This window comes from Ruminococcus sp. AF20-12LB (assembly GCF_003478985.1).
Taxonomy (GTDB): Bacteria; Bacillota; Clostridia; order Lachnospirales; family Lachnospiraceae; genus Blautia_A.
On the sequence record NZ_QUGH01000016.1, the window covers coordinates 1 to 17616 of the forward strand.

Here is a 17616-nt window from a genome sequence, read left to right on the forward strand (position 1 = left end):
TCAGGGAAGGGAGAACAAGTGTTTCTTTTATACTATAGAGATTTTTTTGAGCAGATATGCTCAGATGTGCAATTTATCTCACCACCTGAAGAGGTGGGAGAATTCTTGCTACATTTGTTAAAACAGCAGGGAACTTCAACATATGTATAAAAATGTAATTACAAAGACAGCCTGTAAAATATACAAAAAAGAGAAAAATAATCGATCAAACTTTGTGAGGAAATCAAGTTTCTCGAGAAACCTATTGATTTTCGATAAATCTGGAATATACTAATTTTAGATAAAAGTAGTGATATAGGTATAAAATATATCAAAATGCTAGATGACTTTAATGAAGACAGAGAAAAATTGCATTTTGATATAAAACAAGAAAAACGCTGCTATTTATGCAAGCATAAAGCTATGTTAAAATAGATTTCAGAAAAAAGAAACCAGAGAATAAGTATTGGAGAACCCGGATGGCCATATCAGTTAAATGGGTGATATCCGACTTATCAAATAAAAGGAAAAGGAAGGAGCATTACAAGATGCGCAACAGAAGTAAATGGATCCTCTGTATGGGACTTGCTTTTACCATGGCAGCTTCCGTTACATTGAGCGGATGCGGCACAGGTAAAAAGGACAGCGGAAAGACAGAGATCGAACTTGTGCAGTATAAACCGGAAGCAGTCAAGGCATTTGAAAAGCTGGAAGAAAAATTCAATGCCACTCATGATGATATCCATCTTACCATCGAATCCCCAAACGATGCTATGACTGTGTTGAAGACAAGATTTATCCGTGAGGACAATCCGGATATCATCGGAATCGGAGGCGATGTTAACTTTTCCAATTTTATTGATTCTGATATGCTGATGGATATTTCCGATTATCAGGGACTGGATTCGATCAAAGATGCATATAAAGAAATTGATAAAGCGCTGGAATTCGTTCCGGAAGACGGAGTCTATGCGGTTCCTTACGTGGCCAATGCCGCCGGGATCCTTTACAATCGTGAGCTTTTCAAGGAGCATGGCTGGCAGATCCCGACTACATGGGATGAATTTATGAGCCTTTGCCAGAAAATCCAGGATGCAGGTATCCAGCCGCTTTATTTCGGATTTAAAGATACTTGGACCTGTCTTGCACCGTGGAATTCTATTTCGGTGGATCTTGCACCATCTGATGTATGCCATCAGGTAAACCAAGGAAAAACTACTTTTGAAAAAGAGTATAAGGAAGTAGCAGACCGTATGCTGGAGCTTATCCAGTATGGACCGGATGATCCCTTTGCCTATGATTACAATGGAGCCTGCACCGCTTTTGCAAAAGGGGAAGCTGCCATGTATCCCATCGGAAGCTATGCGATCCCGCAGATCCAGAGTGTAAACCCGGATATGGATATTGATTCTTTTGTGACACCGGCAAGCAATGATCCGTCAGAAAACAAACTGAATTCCGGAGTTGACCTTCAGTTCTGTGTGATGAATGACTGTGAGAATAAGGAAGCTGCCTATGAAGTGCTGGATTTTCTCCTTGAGGATGAAAATGTACAGACATATCTGGATGACCAGAAGGCAGTTCCATGCAAAGAGGGTGATTTCACACTTCCCGCTACTCTGGATGGTATGAAGGAATACATAGAAGAGGGAAGGATGGCCGACTACCAGGATCATTATTATCCTACAGAGATGGCTGTGGATGCACAGATACAGACCTTCCTGATGAAAAAGGATAAAGATGCATTCCTGAAAAAATTTGATACAGACTGGACAAGATATAACCGTGACATTATCCGTAAAGTACAGGACTATGAGGAGAAGAACGGGGAAGGAGAGAACTGATCATGGAAAAAAAATCTATGAGTGGAAGAAAGCTGACCTTTCTTCTGATCACCATTCCGATCGTGGCATTATTTTTCTGCTTTAACACACTGCCTCTGATCAAGGGTGTGATCTACAGCTTTACAAACTTTAAAGGCTATGGAAGCTATGACTGGGTAGGGCTTCGAAACTATAAGGATCTTTTTACAGACAGCCGTGTTGGCGGTTCCTATCTGTTTACCTTTAAGCTGGCCATCGTGGCAACTATCGTAACGAATGTACTCAGCCTGATCCTGGCACTTGGACTGAACAGCAAGATCCGTTTCAAGAGTGCACTGCGTGGAGCTTATTTTATTCCTAATGTACTTGGCGCACTGGTCGTAGGATATATTTTCAATTATTTCTTTACATATATCCTGCCTGCATTCGGAAAGATGGTCGGAAATAAAACATTGTCTTCCAGCATGCTTTCCAGTACGAGCCTTGCATGGGTAGCCATCGTGATCGTGTGTGCATGGCAGTCCATTGCAATGAATACGATCATCTATATTTCCGGGCTTCAGACAGTGCCGGAGGATGTATACGAGGCAGGAGCTATTGATGGTGCTACCGGATTCAGTAAGTTCCGTTACCTGACATTCCCACTGATCGTTCCGTTTTTCAGTATCAACATGGTTCTCTGTGTGAAAAACTTCCTGATGGTATTTGATCAGATCATGGCTTTGACAAAAGGTGGTCCTGCACAGAGTACAGAATCCATTTCCTATCTGATCTATAACAATGGTATGAGTGGCGGTCAGTTTGGATTCCAGAGTGCCAATGCGGTTATATTCTTTATTGTGATCGTGATCATTTCTGCAATGCAGTTGACTATCACAGGGAAAAAGGAGGAGCAGCTGTAATGAAAACGAAAGTAAGGGAAAAAGCGAACTGGCCGGTAACGATCCTTCTGATCCTTGGCCTTATCACAGTGGTATTTCCGCTTTATATGACAATTGTGATCGCATTCAAGCAGCCGACAGAGATGACCAACAGTGTAGCCGGGATCCTGTCTCTGCCGCAGAAATTCAGTCTTGCCAATTTCAGGGAAGCTATGGAGGTAACAGACTTCTGGCATTCTCTTGGAAACAGTGTATTGATCACTGTGATCACAGTGGTTCTTGCTATTGTAATTCATTCACTTTTAGGTTATGCTATAGCCAGAAACAAGAGAAGTAAATTTTATAAATTTATCTATCTCTATGTAGTGAGCGGTATGTTTGTTCCGTTTGCTATCCTGATGATGCCGCTTGTAAAGCAGACTGCTGAGATGGGGCTTGATAACAAAGTCGGTGTGATCATTCTTTATACGGTATTTTATATGCCTATGAACGTGCTTCTTTATTCCGGATATCTGACAAACATTCCGATGGCCCTTGAGGAGGCCGCCTGTGTGGATGGAGCCAGCACCTGGAAAACATACTGGAAGATCATCTTTCCGATCATGAAGCCGATGCATGCCACAGTGGCAGTTCTGACAGCACTTGGAACTTGGAATGATGTTATGACTCCGCTGGTTATCATGTCCGGATCTACAGGTGGAACCACATTGCCTCTGGCACAGCTGAATTTCCAGACTCAGTTCGGAACAAACTATAACCTTGCGTTTGCCTCTTATCTGCTGGCACTGCTTCCGATCCTTCTGTTTTATCTGATCTGCCAGAAGCACATTTTAAATGGTGTTGTAAACGGTGCCGTAAAATAAAAACACAAGAAAAAGGAGGATTCACATATGGGAATCATCTACTGCGAGAAAGACAGAACGTTTACCCTGCAGACAAAAGAAACTACATATCAGATGCAGGTGGATCAGTACGGATTTCTTCTTCATCTCTATTATGGTAAAAAGGCAGAAGGCTGCATGGATTATCTTCTGACTTACTATGACAGAGGATTTTCCGGAAATCCCTATGATGCGGGAACAGACAGAACCTATTCCATGGACTCTCTTCCACAGGAGCTTTCCTGCTACGGAAACGGAGATTTCCGCAGTGCATCACTGATGCTGGAAAACGGTGACGGAAGCATGAGCTGTGATATGCGTTACAAGAACTATACTATCCGTGACGGTAAATACAGCCTTCCGGGGCTTCCGGCTGTTTATGCGGAGAACGATGAGGCACAGACTCTGGAGATCGTACTGGAGGATCCGGCTACCGGCGTGGAGGCCATGCTTCTTTACGGTGTACTTCCGGAACTGGATATCATTACGAGAAGCGTCTATGTCCGTAATCAGAGCAGTGAGAAGATCTATGTGAATAAGGTGATGTCCGCAGAACTGGATTTTCTTTACGGAGATTATGACCTGCTTACTTTTTACGGAAGACATGCCATGGAACGGAATCTGCAGAGGGTTCCGGTAGCACACGGAAGTCAGATGATCGGCAGTGTCCGTGGTACATCCAGCCATCAGTATAATCCGATGATGATCCTGGCAGAAAAGGACACTACAGAGGATCATGGAGGTTGCTATGCTATGTCCTTTGTATACAGTGGAAATTTCCAGGGTGAGGTTCTGAAGGATCAGTACAATCAGACAAGAATGCTCCTTGGTGTACAGGAGGAGTGCTTCCGGTATCCGCTGGAAGCCGGGGAGACCTTCTATGCGCCTGAGGTGATCTTAAGCTACACAGATCAGGGAATGAACCGTCTTTCCCAGAATCTGCACAGCTGCATCCGTCACCATATCTGCCGCGGCAAATATAAAACAGCGATTCGTCCGGTACTGGTAAACAGCTGGGAGGCAGCATATTTTGATTTTACAGGGGAGACTTTATATAATCTGGCAAAAGAGGCAAAGAGCCTTGGTATCGATATGCTGGTTCTGGATGACGGTTGGTTTGGAAAACGTGACGATGACAACAGTGGTCTTGGGGACTGGTATGTTAATGAGAAGAAGCTTGGAGAGACTCTCGGCGGACTGGTAAAAAGAGTCAATGACCTCGGAGTGAAATTCGGTATCTGGGTCGAGCCGGAGATGATCTCTGAGGACAGTGATCTTTACCGCGAGCATCCGGACTGGGCACTTACGATTCCGGGAAGAAAACCAGTGAGGTCCAGAAATCAGCTGGTACTTGATTTTTCCAGAAAAGAAGTTGTAGATGGAATCTTCGGACAGATCAGTGCGGTATTGGATAATGCCAATATTGAGTACGTTAAATGGGACATGAATCGAAGCCTGATGGATGTATTTTCCGTAATGACCAAGGATCAGGGACGTGTAATGTATGATTATGTCCTGGGATTGTACGATTTTCTGGACCGTATGGTGAACCGTTATCCGGATCTTCTGATCGAGGGCTGCAGCGGCGGTGGCGGAAGATTTGACGCAGGCATGCTGTATTACACACCGCAGATCTGGTGCAGCGACAACTCTGATGCTGTTGACAGGCTTCGAATCCAGTATGGCACTTCCTTCGGATATCCGGTATCGGCCATGGGAGCACATGTGTCTGCAGTGCCGAACCATCAGACAGGAAGGATCACTCCGTTACATACCAGAGGTGTGGTTGCCATGTCCGGAACCTTCGGCTACGAGCTGGATCTTCTGAAGCTGACTGAGGAAGAAAAAGACGAGGTCCGCAGCCAGATCGGGGAATTCCGTAAGTATGCGCCACTGATCCAGAACGGACGATACTATCGCCTGACAGATCCGTTTAAGAGTGAGATCTGTGCATGGGAGATCGTTGGAAATTCTCAGGAAGAAGTTCTGCTCAATGTTGTCATGGAGGAGATCCATGGAAACATGACTGTGAATTATGTGCAGCTTCGCGGACTTGATGAGAGTGCTCTGTATAAGGAACAGGCTACCGGCAGGATCTATTCCGGAGCTGCTCTGATGCATGGTGGAATGCCGCTTCCAGCAGAGTTTGGGGAGTACAGAGCTTATCAGTATCATTTTGTGCGAGAATAAAACAGAGCCTTTTTAATCTGTGAAATAAAGATAAAATAAAAGATCCGCCGGATCGAACAGTTCTCTGATAACTGTCTGATCGGCGGATTTTTTGATCGTTTGTGATGAAATATTATGTATTCTGAGAATTATAAGATCAGTGGACGGTAATCTGATAGCTTTTAATAAACTCTTCATCCGGTTTCAGAACGTTGATATTATTTTTTTCAGAGAGCGATTTTTCAAAACCACAGTCATCACAGCGTCCCATCCACGGCTCCAGGCATACAAAGGGAGCACCGGGTACGGACCAGATACCGAAATTCGGGAAGCCCTCACTGGTAAGTGTCAGATATGGAGTTCCGTCCGGGAAGAGGATACCGGCCTTTTGGATCTGGCCGTTATCAAAAACAAGAGCGTCTTTATCAAACATATGAGGAGCAATGGAACAGGTTCCGTTTTCAAGGGAAAGTGTATGTGGCTCGTCAGCAATGACTGTTCCTGCAGACGTATCGATGAGGAGATAGGTAAGAACGTCCAGGCCTTCAAAAGCAAGACGGTAATCGCTCTGGGATTCTCCTTCACGTACCGGAACACGGAATGCCGGATGGCCGCCGATGGTAAAATACATAGTTTCAGAATCATTATTAACTACTTCCCAGCATACGTCCAGGTCATGCTCCTTCAGAGTGTAGGTGATCTTCAGAGCGAAAGCAAACGGATAAACCTTCAGGGTTTCTTCGGAGGACTTAAGGACAAAGGAAAGGGAAGTATCGGTAATATCCGTGCAGATAAAATCGCTGTCCCTTGCAAAGCCGTGCTGTCTGGAAGGATATTCCTTTCCGTTCAGACGCCAGATATCTTTGTAGTTACGTCCCACGTTGGGAAAAAGTACAGGCGCATGGCGTTTCCAGTAAGCCGGATCTGCCTGCCAGAGGATCTCCCTGTCATTAGTCTTGTCATAGATTCCGGTGAGTTCAGCACCGTGGTCGGAAACGGAAATCTTAAGAAAGCTGTTTTCAATCGTTCGTGTCATGATAAACCTCCTGTATGACAGCATTCGGGTAATATTACCCCGGAATTGCTGCATGTTTTTTTCTATTTTAGCACATTTTACAGACGATAACGAGAAAAATACGATCCATGGAAAAAATAACTGGAAAATCTGTCAGATTTACCAAGAGAAATTGCTGTTTTTTGGAAGAATAACCTTGACTAATGAAGGAGAAATCTATACAATAATTATGTGCGTAGAAAACATACATTTTTATGTTTTAAAGAACAATAATTAGGAGGAAAATGTAAAATGGCAAAATGGGTTTACATGTTTACAGAAGGTAATGCTACTATGAGAAATCTTCTGGGCGGCAAAGGTGCCAACCTTGCTGAGATGACAAACCTCGGTCTTCCTGTACCGCAGGGCTTCACAATCACAACAGAGGCCTGCACACAGTACTACGAGGATGGCAGATCCATCAATGATGAGATCATGGCTCAGATCATGGAAGCAATTACCAAGATGGAAGGAGTTACCGGTAAGAAATTCGGTGACAAAGAAAATCCTCTGCTTGTATCCGTTCGTTCTGGTGCGAGAGCATCTATGCCTGGTATGATGGACACAATCCTCAACCTTGGTTTAAATGAAGAAGTTGTTAACACTCTTGCTGAGAAATCCGGCAATGAGCGTTGGGCTTGGGACTGCTACAGAAGATTCATCCAGATGTATTCTGACGTAGTTATGGAAGTTGGTAAGAAATACTTCGAGGAGCTCATCGATGAGATGAAGACTAAGAGAGGTGTTAAGCAGGACGTTGAGCTTACAGCTGCTGACCTGCATGAGCTTGCTGACCAGTTCAAAGCTGAGTATAAATCCAAAATCGGTTCTGATTTCCCAACTGATCCGAAGGAGCAGCTGGTTGGTGCGATCAAAGCCGTATTCCGTTCCTGGGACAACCCACGTGCGAACGTATATCGTCGTGACAATGATATCCCATATTCCTGGGGTACAGCTGTTAACGTACAGATGATGGCATTCGGTAACATGGGTGATGACTGTGGTACAGGTGTTGCCTTCACACGTGACCCTGCTACAGGTGCTAACGGCCTGTTCGGTGAGTTCCTTACTAATGCACAGGGCGAGGACGTAGTTGCCGGTGTTCGTACACCAATGCACATCTCCGAGATGGAGCAGAAGTTCCCGGAAGCATTCGTACAGTTCAAACAGGTTTGCGAGACTCTGGAGAAACACTACAGAGATATGCAGGATATGGAGTTTACTGTAGAGCATGGTAAACTGTATATGCTTCAGACACGTAATGGTAAGAGAACTGCACAGGCTGCTCTTAAGATCGCTTGTGACCTCGTTGATGAGGGAATGAGAACAGAGGAAGAGGCTGTTGCAATGATCGATCCTCGTAACCTTGATACACTGCTTCATCCGCAGTTCGATGCAGCTGCTCTGAAAGCTGCTACACCGATGGGCAAAGGTCTTGGAGCTTCTCCAGGAGCTGCTTGCGGTAAGATCGTATTCTCTGCAGAGGACGCTGTTGAGTGGGCTGCAAGAGGAGAGAAAGTTGTTCTTGTTCGTCTTGAGACATCCCCAGAGGATATCACAGGTATGAAGGCTGCTCAGGGTATCCTGACAGTTCGTGGTGGTATGACATCTCACGCAGCCGTTGTTGCTCGTGGTATGGGATCCTGCTGTGTATCCGGATGTGGCGACATCGCTATGGATGAGGAGAACAAGAAATTCACACTTGCTGGTAAAGAGTTCCATGAGGGAGATGCAATCTCCATCGATGGTACAACAGGTAACATCTATGACGGACTTATCCCGACTGTAGATGCTAAGATCGCTGGTGAGTTCGGACGTATCATGGGATGGGCTGACAAGTACAGAACAATGAAAGTTCGTACAAACGCTGATACTCCTGCTGATGCTAAGAAAGCTCGTGAGCTTGGTGCAGAGGGAATCGGTCTTTGCCGTACAGAGCATATGTTCTTCGAGGGCAACAGAATCGACGCATTCCGTGAGATGATCTGCTCTGAGACAGTAGAGGAGAGAGAAGCAGCACTTGCTAAGATCCTTCCGGAGCAGCAGGGAGACTTCGAGAAACTCTATGAGGCACTTGAAGGAAATCCTGTAACCATCCGTTTCCTTGATCCGCCACTTCATGAGTTCGTTCCTACAGAGGAAGAGGACATCAAGAAACTGGCTGACGCTCAGGGCAAGACTGTAGAGCAGATCAAGACAATCATCGCTTCCCTTCACGAGTTCAACCCGATGATGGGACATCGTGGATGCCGTCTTGCTGTTACTTACCCAGAGATCGCTAAGATGCAGACAAGCGCTGTTATCCGTGCAGCTATCAACGTTAAGAAGAATCATCCGGATTGGAACATCAAACCGGAGATCATGATTCCGCTTGTTGGTGACATTAAAGAGCTTAAATACGTTAAGAAATTCGTTGTAGAGACAGCAGACGCTGAGATCAAAGCAGCTGGTTCTGACCTTGAGTACGAGGTTGGTACTATGATCGAGATCCCGAGAGCAGCTCTTACAGCTGATGATATCGCTAAAGAGGCTGACTTCTTCTGCTTCGGTACAAACGACCTTACACAGATGACATACGGATTCTCCCGTGATGACGCTGGTAAGTTCCTTAACGCATACTATGATGCTAAGATCTTCGAGAACGATCCATTCGCTAAGCTTGACCAGACAGGTGTCGGCAAACTTATGAAGATGGCTATCGAGCTTGGAAAACCGGTTAACCCGAAACTTCACGTAGGTATCTGCGGTGAGCACGGCGGAGATCCGTCTTCCGTAGAGTTCTGCAACGAGATCGGACTTGACTATGTATCCTGCTCACCGTTCCGTGTACCGATCGCTCGTCTTGCAGCAGCACAGGCAGCAATCGCTAAGAAGAACGCATAAGTAAGAATACATTTCAGGCTGAAATTTCAGTCTGAGCATATATAAAACTTCTGGCAGTCTGTAGAAATACAGATTGTCAGGAGTTTTTTCTTTATGATATTTTTTGAAGTATTCCGACGGTTTACGAAAAATAGGATTCATGGTATCATGAAAGAAACAGGGCAGAGAATGCCAGAGGATAAGGAGAATTTTATGAACCAGGAATCACAGACACCACATAAGAGGCGGGTACGATATAAAGGAAAATATCCGAAGAAATTTGAGGAGAAATATAAAGAGCTTCAGCCTGAGAAATATAAAGATACCATTGAACATGTGATCAGCAAGGGGAATACACCGGCTGGAATGCATATTTCCATTATGGTGAAAGAGATCATTGATTTTCTGGAGATTAAGCCGGGGCAGGTTGGATTTGATGCTACACTTGGTTACGGTGGGCATACAAAGGCCATGCTGGAATGCCTGAAAGGTCAGGGACACATGTACGCCACGGATGTGGACCCGGAAGAATCTGCCAAGACAAGGAAACGTCTGGCAGAGCAGGGATTCGGAGAAGATATCCTGACAATTAAACTCCAGAATTTCTGTACTATTGATGAGATCGCAGAGGAAGTTGGTGGCTTTGATTTTATCCTGGCGGATCTTGGGGTGTCTTCCATGCAGATCGACAATCCCAAGAGAGGGTTTTCCTTTAAGGTGGATGGCCCTCTGGATTTAAGGCTGAATCAGGAAACCGGGATCAGCGCAGCGGAACGGCTGGATACCATTTCGAGAGAAGAGCTTGCCGGAATGTTGGATGAGAATTCCGATGAGCCGTATTGTGAGGAGATCGCGAAGGCCATCACAGATGAGATCCGAAGAGGAAACCACATAGATACTACTACGAAGCTTCGTGAAGTCATTGAGAAGACATTGTCTTTCCTTCCTGAAAAAGAGAGGAAAGACACGGTGAAAAAAACATGCCAGAGAGTTTTTCAGGCACTGCGTATTGATGTGAACCGGGAATTCGAGGTCCTCTATGATTTTATGGAAAAACTTCCTGGAGCTCTGAAGCCAGGCGGCCGTGTAGCGATCCTTACCTTCCATTCCGGCGAGGACAAGCTGGTAAAGAAAGCCTTAAAGCAGGGCTATAAAGACGGCATCTATTCTGACTATTCAAAAGATGTGATCCGTCCTTCCGCACAGGAATGTGCACAGAATGGCCGCGCCAGATCCACGAAGATGCGCTGGGCTGTGAAGGCCTGAGTGAAGAGTGAAAGAGCAGTTCTGATACAGAAACAAAAAAATCCTGGAATGCGTTGACATCCGGGATTTTTTTTGCTATGTTATATAAGTTTACATATGATAAAGCTGCGGCTTAAACCGAATAGGAGAAAGGATATGGATGTGGAGGAAAAGAAGGACATTTTTGATAAACTGATGCATCTTCCGGTGCTGAATATATTTGAACCTTTTTATAAGAAACATAAGGAAGTTCTGATGTATCTGTTTTTTGGAGGGCTCACATTTTTTCTGAACATTGCGTTGTATGCATGGCTGGATAAGGGCCTGGGCATGAATGCGCTGATCGCCAATGTGATTTGCTGGGTGGTCTGCGTACTGTTCCAGTATTTTACAAACAGGACATGGGTATTCGACGGGCAGGTGGATTCCGCCGCCGGATTTTTAAAGCAGATGGCTTCGTTTTTCGGAGGCCGGCTCTTTACGCTGATTGTGGAGGAAGCAATCCTTGCGGTATTTATCACCTGGCTTGGATTTAACAGCATGGCAGTGAAACTTGTTGCTCAGGTGGTTGTGATCGTATTGAATTATGTGATCAGTAAATTGATTGTTTTTAAAAAGTAAAAGATATTTATATTTGCAGGAAAGGAGTTGAACTGAAATTGACAAAGGACAAGACAAATGATATGACTGTAGGGAATCCGGTGAGCCTGATCATCCGGTTTATGATTCCCATGTGCCTTGGAAATATTTTTCAGCAGTTTTATAATATTGCGGATTCCATTGTTGCGGGTCAGTTCCTGGGAGTAGATGCGCTGGCTGCGATCGGAAGCACCGGTTCACTGATGTTTTTTGTTACCGGATGGCTTAACGGACTGAGCAGTGGTTTTGCCATTCTGGTATCCCAGTGGTTCGGGGCGAAGCAATATGATAAGATGCGTCATTACGTAGCTATGTCCATCTGTTTGGCAGCAGCCTTTGCCATTGTGATGACCATTGGCTTTGAGGCTTTGAATGAACCGATCCTACGACTGATGAATTCGCCGGAGGATCTGATGGGATCTGTGAAGGGATATATGGGAATTATTTATGCAGGCCTGATCGTAACAGCGGCATATAATTCACTGGCAGCGTTTCTCCGCGCACTTGGAGATTCAAAATCTCCGCTGTATTTTCTGATCATTTCGGCAGTGATCAATGTGTTCCTGGATATTCTTTTTATTGTAAAAATCGGAATGGGAGTGGAAGGCTGTGCTTATGCTACGGTTATCGCACAGGCAATTTCCGCAGTCTGCTGCCTGATCTATATTATCAAAAAGTTCCCGATCCTGCATCTGAAGAAAGAAAACTTTGAAATTTCTTTTACCAGCTTCCGTTATCTGCTGGCCCTTGGTATTCCCATGGGACTTCAGTTTTCCATCACAGCGATCGGAACCATTATTGTACAGGGTGCTGTAAATATTTACGGTTCTGTATACATGGCAGGATTTTCCGCTGCGGGAAAACTACAGAATATCATTGTAACTGTATTTGTAGCTTTTGGTGCGACGATGGCAACCTTTGTAGGACAGAACCGTGGCGCCGGAAAGATGGACCGTGTAAAAGAAGGAATGAAATATACCCAGATCATGGTCTTGATCTGGAGTGTGATCACTATGATCATAATGTTCTTTTTCGGAAAGTACATGACCTGGTTATTTATTGACAAGTCCCAGACAGATGTTATTAATGTTTCTGTTACTTATTTTCATACTGTATTCTGGGCATATCCGTTCCTTGGAAGTATCTTCCTTTACAGAAACGGCCTTCAGGGACTGGGATATGGCCTGGTTCCCATGCTGGGCGGTGTGTTTGAACTGGTGGCAAGAAGTGCGATCGTTATGTTTGTTGCAGGAAAAACAAGTTTTGCCGGTGTATGTCTGGCGGATCCTGCTGCATGGATCGCGGCACTGATCCCGCTGATTCCGTATTATATTTATGTGATGAAAAAGTGGAGCAGGGGAAAAAAGGAAACTGTTGCCTGAGTGGGCATAATACAGAAAATGAAAAGAATAAATTTAGGCTTGCAATTATGGAAGATACAGTTATAATGATATTATAACTGCGGAAAAAAACCAGGAAACCGGGATTCCGGGTAAGATTACAGATCCAGAAGGGAGAATATAGATCATGGAAATCACAAAGAAAACAACAATGGGCGAGATGCTTGCATACGATGAGAAGATTGCATACATTCTTATGCAGGAAGGAATGCACTGCATCGGCTGTCCGTCTTCTATCGGTGAGTCTCTTGAGGAGGCATGTATGGTACACGGACTTGATGTAAACGCTGTACTGGCAGACATCCATCACTATGAAGAGACCAAGAACCAGAAATAAATAACAGAAACGTACAGATTACGGACCGTAAGGGATAACGACTGTGCATGTTTTTTTGACATGCCGTTGTTATCCCTTATTTTTTTTACACGTTTTATACGGAAAAGCGGAGGAAAACACCATGTATGTAATGATCGACAATTTTGATTCGTTTGTTTATAATCTAAAAGCGTATTTTGAGGAACTGGGGCGTGAGATCCTTGTAAAGCGCTGCGACGAGATCACCCTGGAAGAACTGGAGGAACTGAAGCCGGAAGGAATCATTCTTTCTCCGGGCCCCAAACGCCCCTGGGACGCAGCCCTTTGTGTGGAAACCGTAAACAGATTTCAGGGAAGGGTTCCGATCTTAGGAGTCTGTCTGGGACATCAGGTGTTGGGACACTGCGCAGGTGCGGTGGTAGAAAAGGGAAAACGTCCCATGCACGGAAAGGTGACAGAGATTCGCAACTATGGAACCGGAGTGTTTGCCGGTCTGCCGGAAGAATTTAAAGTGACAAGATACCATTCCCTGATTGTCCGTGGAGAAAGTCTTCCGGAAGAATATCAGGTAGATGCAGTTTCCAAAGACGGGGCAGTGATGGGAATTTCCCACAAAATCCTTCCGTTATACGGGGTACAGTTTCATCCGGAAGCAGTCCTTACGGAATACGGTCATGAGCTTCTTGAGAATTTCTGCAAAATCGCGGAAAGATTTCAGCAGGAGCAGGAAAGGGTAGCTATAGAAAAAACAGCCTGAGCAGAGAAAATACGGGAAATAAATAGGAGCTTGAACATGTACAGAGATCATCGTATCATAAAGAAACTGGACACATATATTCCGGCAGCAGAGATCTTCCGGATCTACGAAAAGGAACTGGGAGCCGCTTTTCTGGATTCTTCCCTTGTTAACGATCTGGGACGGTATTCCGTGATCGGAAGATGTCCGTATCTGAAGCTGGTAAAGGACGGAGAGACCTTTACTATCAATGGAAGACCGGAAACAGAGACAACCTTTGAAGACTATATGCGGGAATATTTGAATACCCATGAGGACAAAAATAACAGCGGACTTCCCATCGTATCCGGAGCAGTAGGGTATTTTTCCTATGATTACGGAAGAAAACAGATGGGAGTACCATCCGGAGAAAAGGAGCTTGTGACCGTTCCGGAGGCAGTTCTGACGTTTTATGACTGTTTTATTGTAGAAGACTGTCAGGAAAAAAGAACTTATCTTGTGTCAAATGGAATCAGTGAAGACGCTGCAGCAGAAATCGGAGCGATGGAAAAAGCAATCCGGGAATTTACAGAGGCGGGGAAAAAGGAAGGATCGGAAACAGGAGAAAAAAAGGAATCCGGAAACAGTATGGTCACGGAAAATTCTCACCGTGAGAAATTCAGGATCCAGGTTCATCCCAATTTTGAAAAAGAAGAATACAAACAGGCAGTAGACCGGATGATCCGGTATATTATAGAGGGTGATATCTATATTGCCAACATGACGCAGCAGCTGACTATTGAAAGCGAAAAACCGCCTCTGGATGTTTTTTATGATCTTCGAAAAAATAATCCGTCTCCTTTCGGCGGATATCTGGATTTCGGAGACTATCAGATCGTCTGTGCCTCTCCGGAACGTTTTCTGAAGATGAAAGACCGTCATGTAAATACTCGTCCTATAAAGGGAACAAGAAAACGTGGCGTAACATCTGAGGAAGATGAAATGCTCCGTCGGGAGCTTCAGGATTCAGGAAAAGATAAGAGTGAACTTCTTATGATCGTAGATCTGGAGCGAAATGATCTGAACCGGGTGTGTACACCGGGAAGCGTGAAGGTAACCGAGCTTTTTACAGTGGAAGCATACGCTACGGTTTTTCATCTGGTATCGGATATTGAAGGAAAACTGGAAGACGGAAAAAATGTTATGGATCTTCTGGAGGCTGCATTCCCCGGCGGTTCTATTACCGGTGCGCCGAAATATCGTGCCATGGAGATCATTGACGAGCTGGAACACGGCAAGCGAAATCTTTATACAGGCTCTATCGGCTATCTGACACTGGACGGAAGCTGCGATTTCAACATCGTGATTCGTACAGCTCTTCATAAAAACGGAAAATATCACCTTGGCGTTGGCGGCGGGATCACAGCAGAGTCAGATCTGGAATTTGAGTACGAGGAAACACTGCAGAAGGCGAAAGCGATCCTGGATGCGCTACAGTAGAGAAACATACAGAACGGTAAAAGTAAAAGGCTCTGTAGAAAGATCAGAGAATCTGACAGGGATACTTCATAAGGAGGGAGGTCAGAGGAGATGAACAACATAACCTTAGACGAATGTTTTCAGTTTGGTCTGGGAGCATTTGAGACCATAGGAATAGAGCAGGGAACCCCCATACTTCTTGAAAAGCATCTGAAAAGACTGGAACGGGCGGCAGATTTCCTGAAGCTGGGTGATCCGACAGTACGGGGGATCACAGCCGGGAAGATTGAAGAGTATCTGAAAGAACAAAAAAAACGTCCGGAGGTGCAAAAAGAATTTGACGGACTGGAACACTGTGCGCTGAAGCTCATGCTCACAAAGGAAAATGCAGTGTATTCTCTTCGTGCCAATCATTATACGCCGGAGAATTATGAAAAAGGCTTTACCATGGATGTCAGCAAGGTGAAACGGAATGAAACATCGCCTCTTGTATATCATAAAACCATGAATTACGGGGACTGTATCCTGGAAAAACGAAATGCAGCAGCTGCAGGAATGGATGAACGGTTGTTTCTGAATACAAAGAAACAGATATCTGAAGGGACAGTAAGCAATGTATTCTTTGTGCGAAAAGGCGTGATCTATACACCAAAAGTCAGCTGCGGACTTCTCCCGGGAATCCTCCGTGAATACCTTTGTGACACGGAAGAGGTGGAAGAAACTTATATCTATGTTCAGGATCTTAAATGGTATCAGGAATGCTTTGTCACCAATTCCCTGATGGGGATCATGCCGGTGCGCCAGATTGAGGGAATCCGATTCGAGGAAGACAAAGTGACGAAGGAGCTGATGGGAAAATATCAGAAGATGGTCAGAGATACTGTGAATAAGAAACAAGTCGGATAAAGGTTATTGCGAAACCATCACATTCCGGAATGAGAAATGTACTTGAAGATGGCGGAAGTATAATCAGGAATTCGAAATGATACATAGAATGATAACGGAATTTGAGAGAATATGACCAAGACAATCAGGGATAAAGGTGCATCAACCTGGAAATACTAGGGATGATGCACTTTTTTGTGCAAACTCAACCAAAAACGGTCATAAATTTTGTGAAGTAGTTTGGTTGACTTTGAACGAATTTGAAAGTATACTAAGTTCAACAAATAAGGAACAACAAAAAGCGGTCAGAAACCCGCAGAAATGCGAATACCCGCTTAACAAATAGGGAGGAGAAAGAAATGATCTGTACCGTTACTTTTAATCCATCTCTGGACTATATCGTTTCCGTAGAAAACTTCAAACTGGGGCTTACCAACCGGACCAGTTCCGAGCTGATGCTTCCGGGCGGAAAAGGAATCAATGTTTCCACAGTGCTGATGAACCTCGGGATTGAGAATACCGCACTTGGTTTTATGGCAGGATTCGTTGGAGATGAAATCGTAAGAAAACTTGAGGAAATGGGAGTAAAATCCGATTTTATCAGGATCCCGGAAGGTGTTTCCAGGATTAATCTGAAACTGAAATCCATTGACGGAACCGAGATCAACGGAATGGGACCGGAGATCAGCGCAGAAAAAGTTCAGGAGCTGATGGAAAAGCTTGACACACTGAAAGAAGGAGATGTGCTTTTCCTGGCAGGAAGCATTCCATCATCCATGCCGGATGACATGTATGAGAAGATCATGGCGAGACTGGACGGGAAAGGTGTGATGATCGTTGTGGATGCAACGAGAGATCTTCTTGTGAATGTACTGAAGTATCATCCGTTCCTGGTGAAGCCCAATAACCATGAGCTTGGAGAAATCTTTGGCGTAGAGCTTAAGACCCGTCAGGATGTGATTCCTTACGGAAAGAAGCTCCAGGAAAAAGGAGCCAGAAATGTGCTGATCTCAATGGCCGGAGAGGGAGCTGTCCTGGTAGCGGAAGATGGTCAGGTATTTGAGAAACCGGCACCGAAAGGAACACTGGTAAACGGCGTAGGAGCCGGAGATTCCATGGTAGCAGGCTTTATGGCAGGCTGGATGGAAAAACAGGATCACGAATATGCATTTCACATGGGAATTTCCGCAGGAAGCGCAAGTGCATTTTCTGAAAATCTTGCCACAAGGGAAGAGATTCAGGCTGTATATGAACAGGTGACAGAGGAGTAAATAAGAAAGGGGAAGAG

The 17616-nt window shown here is 44.8% G+C and carries 14 protein-coding genes; 13 read left to right on the top strand and 1 reads right to left on the bottom strand.

What is annotated here, in order from left to right; translation table 11 throughout:
• Positions 1–527 precede the first annotated feature (527 nt).
• Genes DWX61_RS16145 through DWX61_RS16160 form a run of 4 tightly spaced genes read left to right on the top strand, consistent with a single transcriptional unit; the run spans position 528 to position 5754 of the window.
• A complete protein-coding gene (locus tag DWX61_RS16145; protein WP_118626339.1) occupies positions 528–1823 on the top strand; it encodes an ABC transporter substrate-binding protein in 1296 nt (431 codons plus the stop codon).
• A 17-nt stretch (positions 1824–1840) separates the two neighbouring features.
• A complete protein-coding gene (locus DWX61_RS16150) occupies positions 1841–2704 on the top strand; it encodes a carbohydrate ABC transporter permease (RefSeq protein WP_502696223.1) in 864 nt (287 codons plus the stop codon).
• Positions 2704–3546: a carbohydrate ABC transporter permease gene (locus DWX61_RS16155; protein WP_118626343.1), complete on the top strand. Its 843-nt coding sequence runs from the start codon at positions 2704–2706 to the stop codon at positions 3544–3546. Before DWX61_RS16150 ends, DWX61_RS16155 begins: the two co-directional genes overlap by 1 nt.
• Before the next feature lie 27 nt (positions 3547–3573).
• On the top strand, positions 3574–5754 hold the full coding sequence (locus DWX61_RS16160) for an alpha-galactosidase (RefSeq protein WP_118626345.1): 2181 nt from the start codon (positions 3574–3576) through the stop codon (positions 5752–5754).
• Between the two features lie 136 nt (positions 5755–5890).
• Here the strand turns inward: DWX61_RS16160 and DWX61_RS16165 are convergent, their stop codons facing one another.
• A complete protein-coding gene (locus DWX61_RS16165; protein ID WP_118513625.1) occupies positions 5891–6769 on the bottom strand; it encodes an aldose 1-epimerase family protein in 879 nt (292 codons plus the stop codon).
• 270 nt (positions 6770–7039) lie between these two features.
• Between DWX61_RS16165 and ppdK the strand changes: the two genes are divergently transcribed.
• From ppdK to pfkB, 9 genes are all read left to right on the top strand, one after another.
• Positions 7040–9670 carry a pyruvate, phosphate dikinase gene (ppdK, locus tag DWX61_RS16175; RefSeq protein WP_118513621.1) on the top strand — a complete coding sequence of 877 codons (2631 nt, stop codon included), beginning with the start codon at positions 7040–7042 and terminating at the stop codon, positions 9668–9670.
• 192 nt (positions 9671–9862) lie between these two features.
• A complete protein-coding gene (gene rsmH, locus DWX61_RS16180; RefSeq protein ID WP_118626405.1) occupies positions 9863–10915 on the top strand; it encodes a 16S rRNA (cytosine(1402)-N(4))-methyltransferase RsmH in 1053 nt (350 codons plus the stop codon).
• A 135-nt stretch (positions 10916–11050) separates the two neighbouring features.
• Positions 11051–11515 (top strand): GtrA family protein, encoded by a 465-nt coding sequence (locus DWX61_RS16185; protein ID WP_015525821.1) that lies wholly within the window; start codon positions 11051–11053, stop codon positions 11513–11515.
• A gap of 38 nt (positions 11516–11553) precedes the next feature.
• Complete coding sequence (locus tag DWX61_RS16190) at positions 11554–12915, top strand: MATE family efflux transporter (RefSeq protein ID WP_330575507.1); 1362 nt, start codon at positions 11554–11556, stop codon at positions 12913–12915.
• 145 nt (positions 12916–13060) lie between these two features.
• Positions 13061–13270 (top strand): DUF1858 domain-containing protein, encoded by a 210-nt coding sequence (locus DWX61_RS16195; RefSeq protein ID WP_182434033.1) that lies wholly within the window; start codon positions 13061–13063, stop codon positions 13268–13270.
• 121 nt (positions 13271–13391) lie between these two features.
• Complete coding sequence (locus tag DWX61_RS16200) at positions 13392–14006, top strand: anthranilate synthase component II (protein ID WP_118626349.1); 615 nt, start codon at positions 13392–13394, stop codon at positions 14004–14006.
• 36 nt (positions 14007–14042) lie between these two features.
• Positions 14043–15464: an aminodeoxychorismate synthase component I gene (gene pabB / locus DWX61_RS16205; RefSeq protein WP_118626351.1), complete on the top strand. Its 1422-nt coding sequence runs from the start codon at positions 14043–14045 to the stop codon at positions 15462–15464.
• 90 nt (positions 15465–15554) lie between these two features.
• On the top strand, positions 15555–16349 hold the full coding sequence (locus DWX61_RS16210) for an aminotransferase class IV (protein ID WP_118626353.1): 795 nt from the start codon (positions 15555–15557) through the stop codon (positions 16347–16349).
• Positions 16350–16687: 338 nt separating this feature from the next.
• Positions 16688–17599: a 1-phosphofructokinase gene (pfkB, locus tag DWX61_RS16215; protein ID WP_118513609.1), complete on the top strand. Its 912-nt coding sequence runs from the start codon at positions 16688–16690 to the stop codon at positions 17597–17599.
• Positions 17600–17616: the final 17 nt, after the last annotated feature.

What these genes read in the sequence shown, in the direction of transcription:
- rsmH (WP_118626405.1), top strand. Translation starts at nt 9,863, where the DNA reads ATGAACCAGGAATCACAGACACCACATAAGAGGCGGGTACGATATAAA.
- DWX61_RS16160 (WP_118626345.1), top strand. Translation starts at nt 3,574, where the DNA reads ATGGGAATCATCTACTGCGAGAAAGACAGAACGTTTACCCTGCAGACA.
- DWX61_RS16185 (WP_015525821.1), top strand. Translation starts at nt 11,051, where the DNA reads ATGGATGTGGAGGAAAAGAAGGACATTTTTGATAAACTGATGCATCTT.
- DWX61_RS16195 (WP_182434033.1), top strand. Translation starts at nt 13,061, where the DNA reads ATGGAAATCACAAAGAAAACAACAATGGGCGAGATGCTTGCATACGAT.
- DWX61_RS16165 (WP_118513625.1), bottom strand. Translation starts at nt 6,769, where the DNA reads ATGACACGAACGATTGAAAACAGCTTTCTTAAGATTTCCGTTTCCGAC.
- DWX61_RS16210 (WP_118626353.1), top strand. Translation starts at nt 15,555, where the DNA reads ATGAACAACATAACCTTAGACGAATGTTTTCAGTTTGGTCTGGGAGCA.
- pfkB (WP_118513609.1), top strand. Translation starts at nt 16,688, where the DNA reads ATGATCTGTACCGTTACTTTTAATCCATCTCTGGACTATATCGTTTCC.
- DWX61_RS16145 (WP_118626339.1), top strand. Translation starts at nt 528, where the DNA reads ATGCGCAACAGAAGTAAATGGATCCTCTGTATGGGACTTGCTTTTACC.
- ppdK (WP_118513621.1), top strand. Translation starts at nt 7,040, where the DNA reads ATGGCAAAATGGGTTTACATGTTTACAGAAGGTAATGCTACTATGAGA.
- pabB (WP_118626351.1), top strand. Translation starts at nt 14,043, where the DNA reads ATGTACAGAGATCATCGTATCATAAAGAAACTGGACACATATATTCCG.
- DWX61_RS16155 (WP_118626343.1), top strand. Translation starts at nt 2,704, where the DNA reads ATGAAAACGAAAGTAAGGGAAAAAGCGAACTGGCCGGTAACGATCCTT.
- DWX61_RS16200 (WP_118626349.1), top strand. Translation starts at nt 13,392, where the DNA reads ATGTATGTAATGATCGACAATTTTGATTCGTTTGTTTATAATCTAAAA.
- DWX61_RS16150 (WP_502696223.1), top strand. Translation starts at nt 1,841, where the DNA reads ATGAGTGGAAGAAAGCTGACCTTTCTTCTGATCACCATTCCGATCGTG.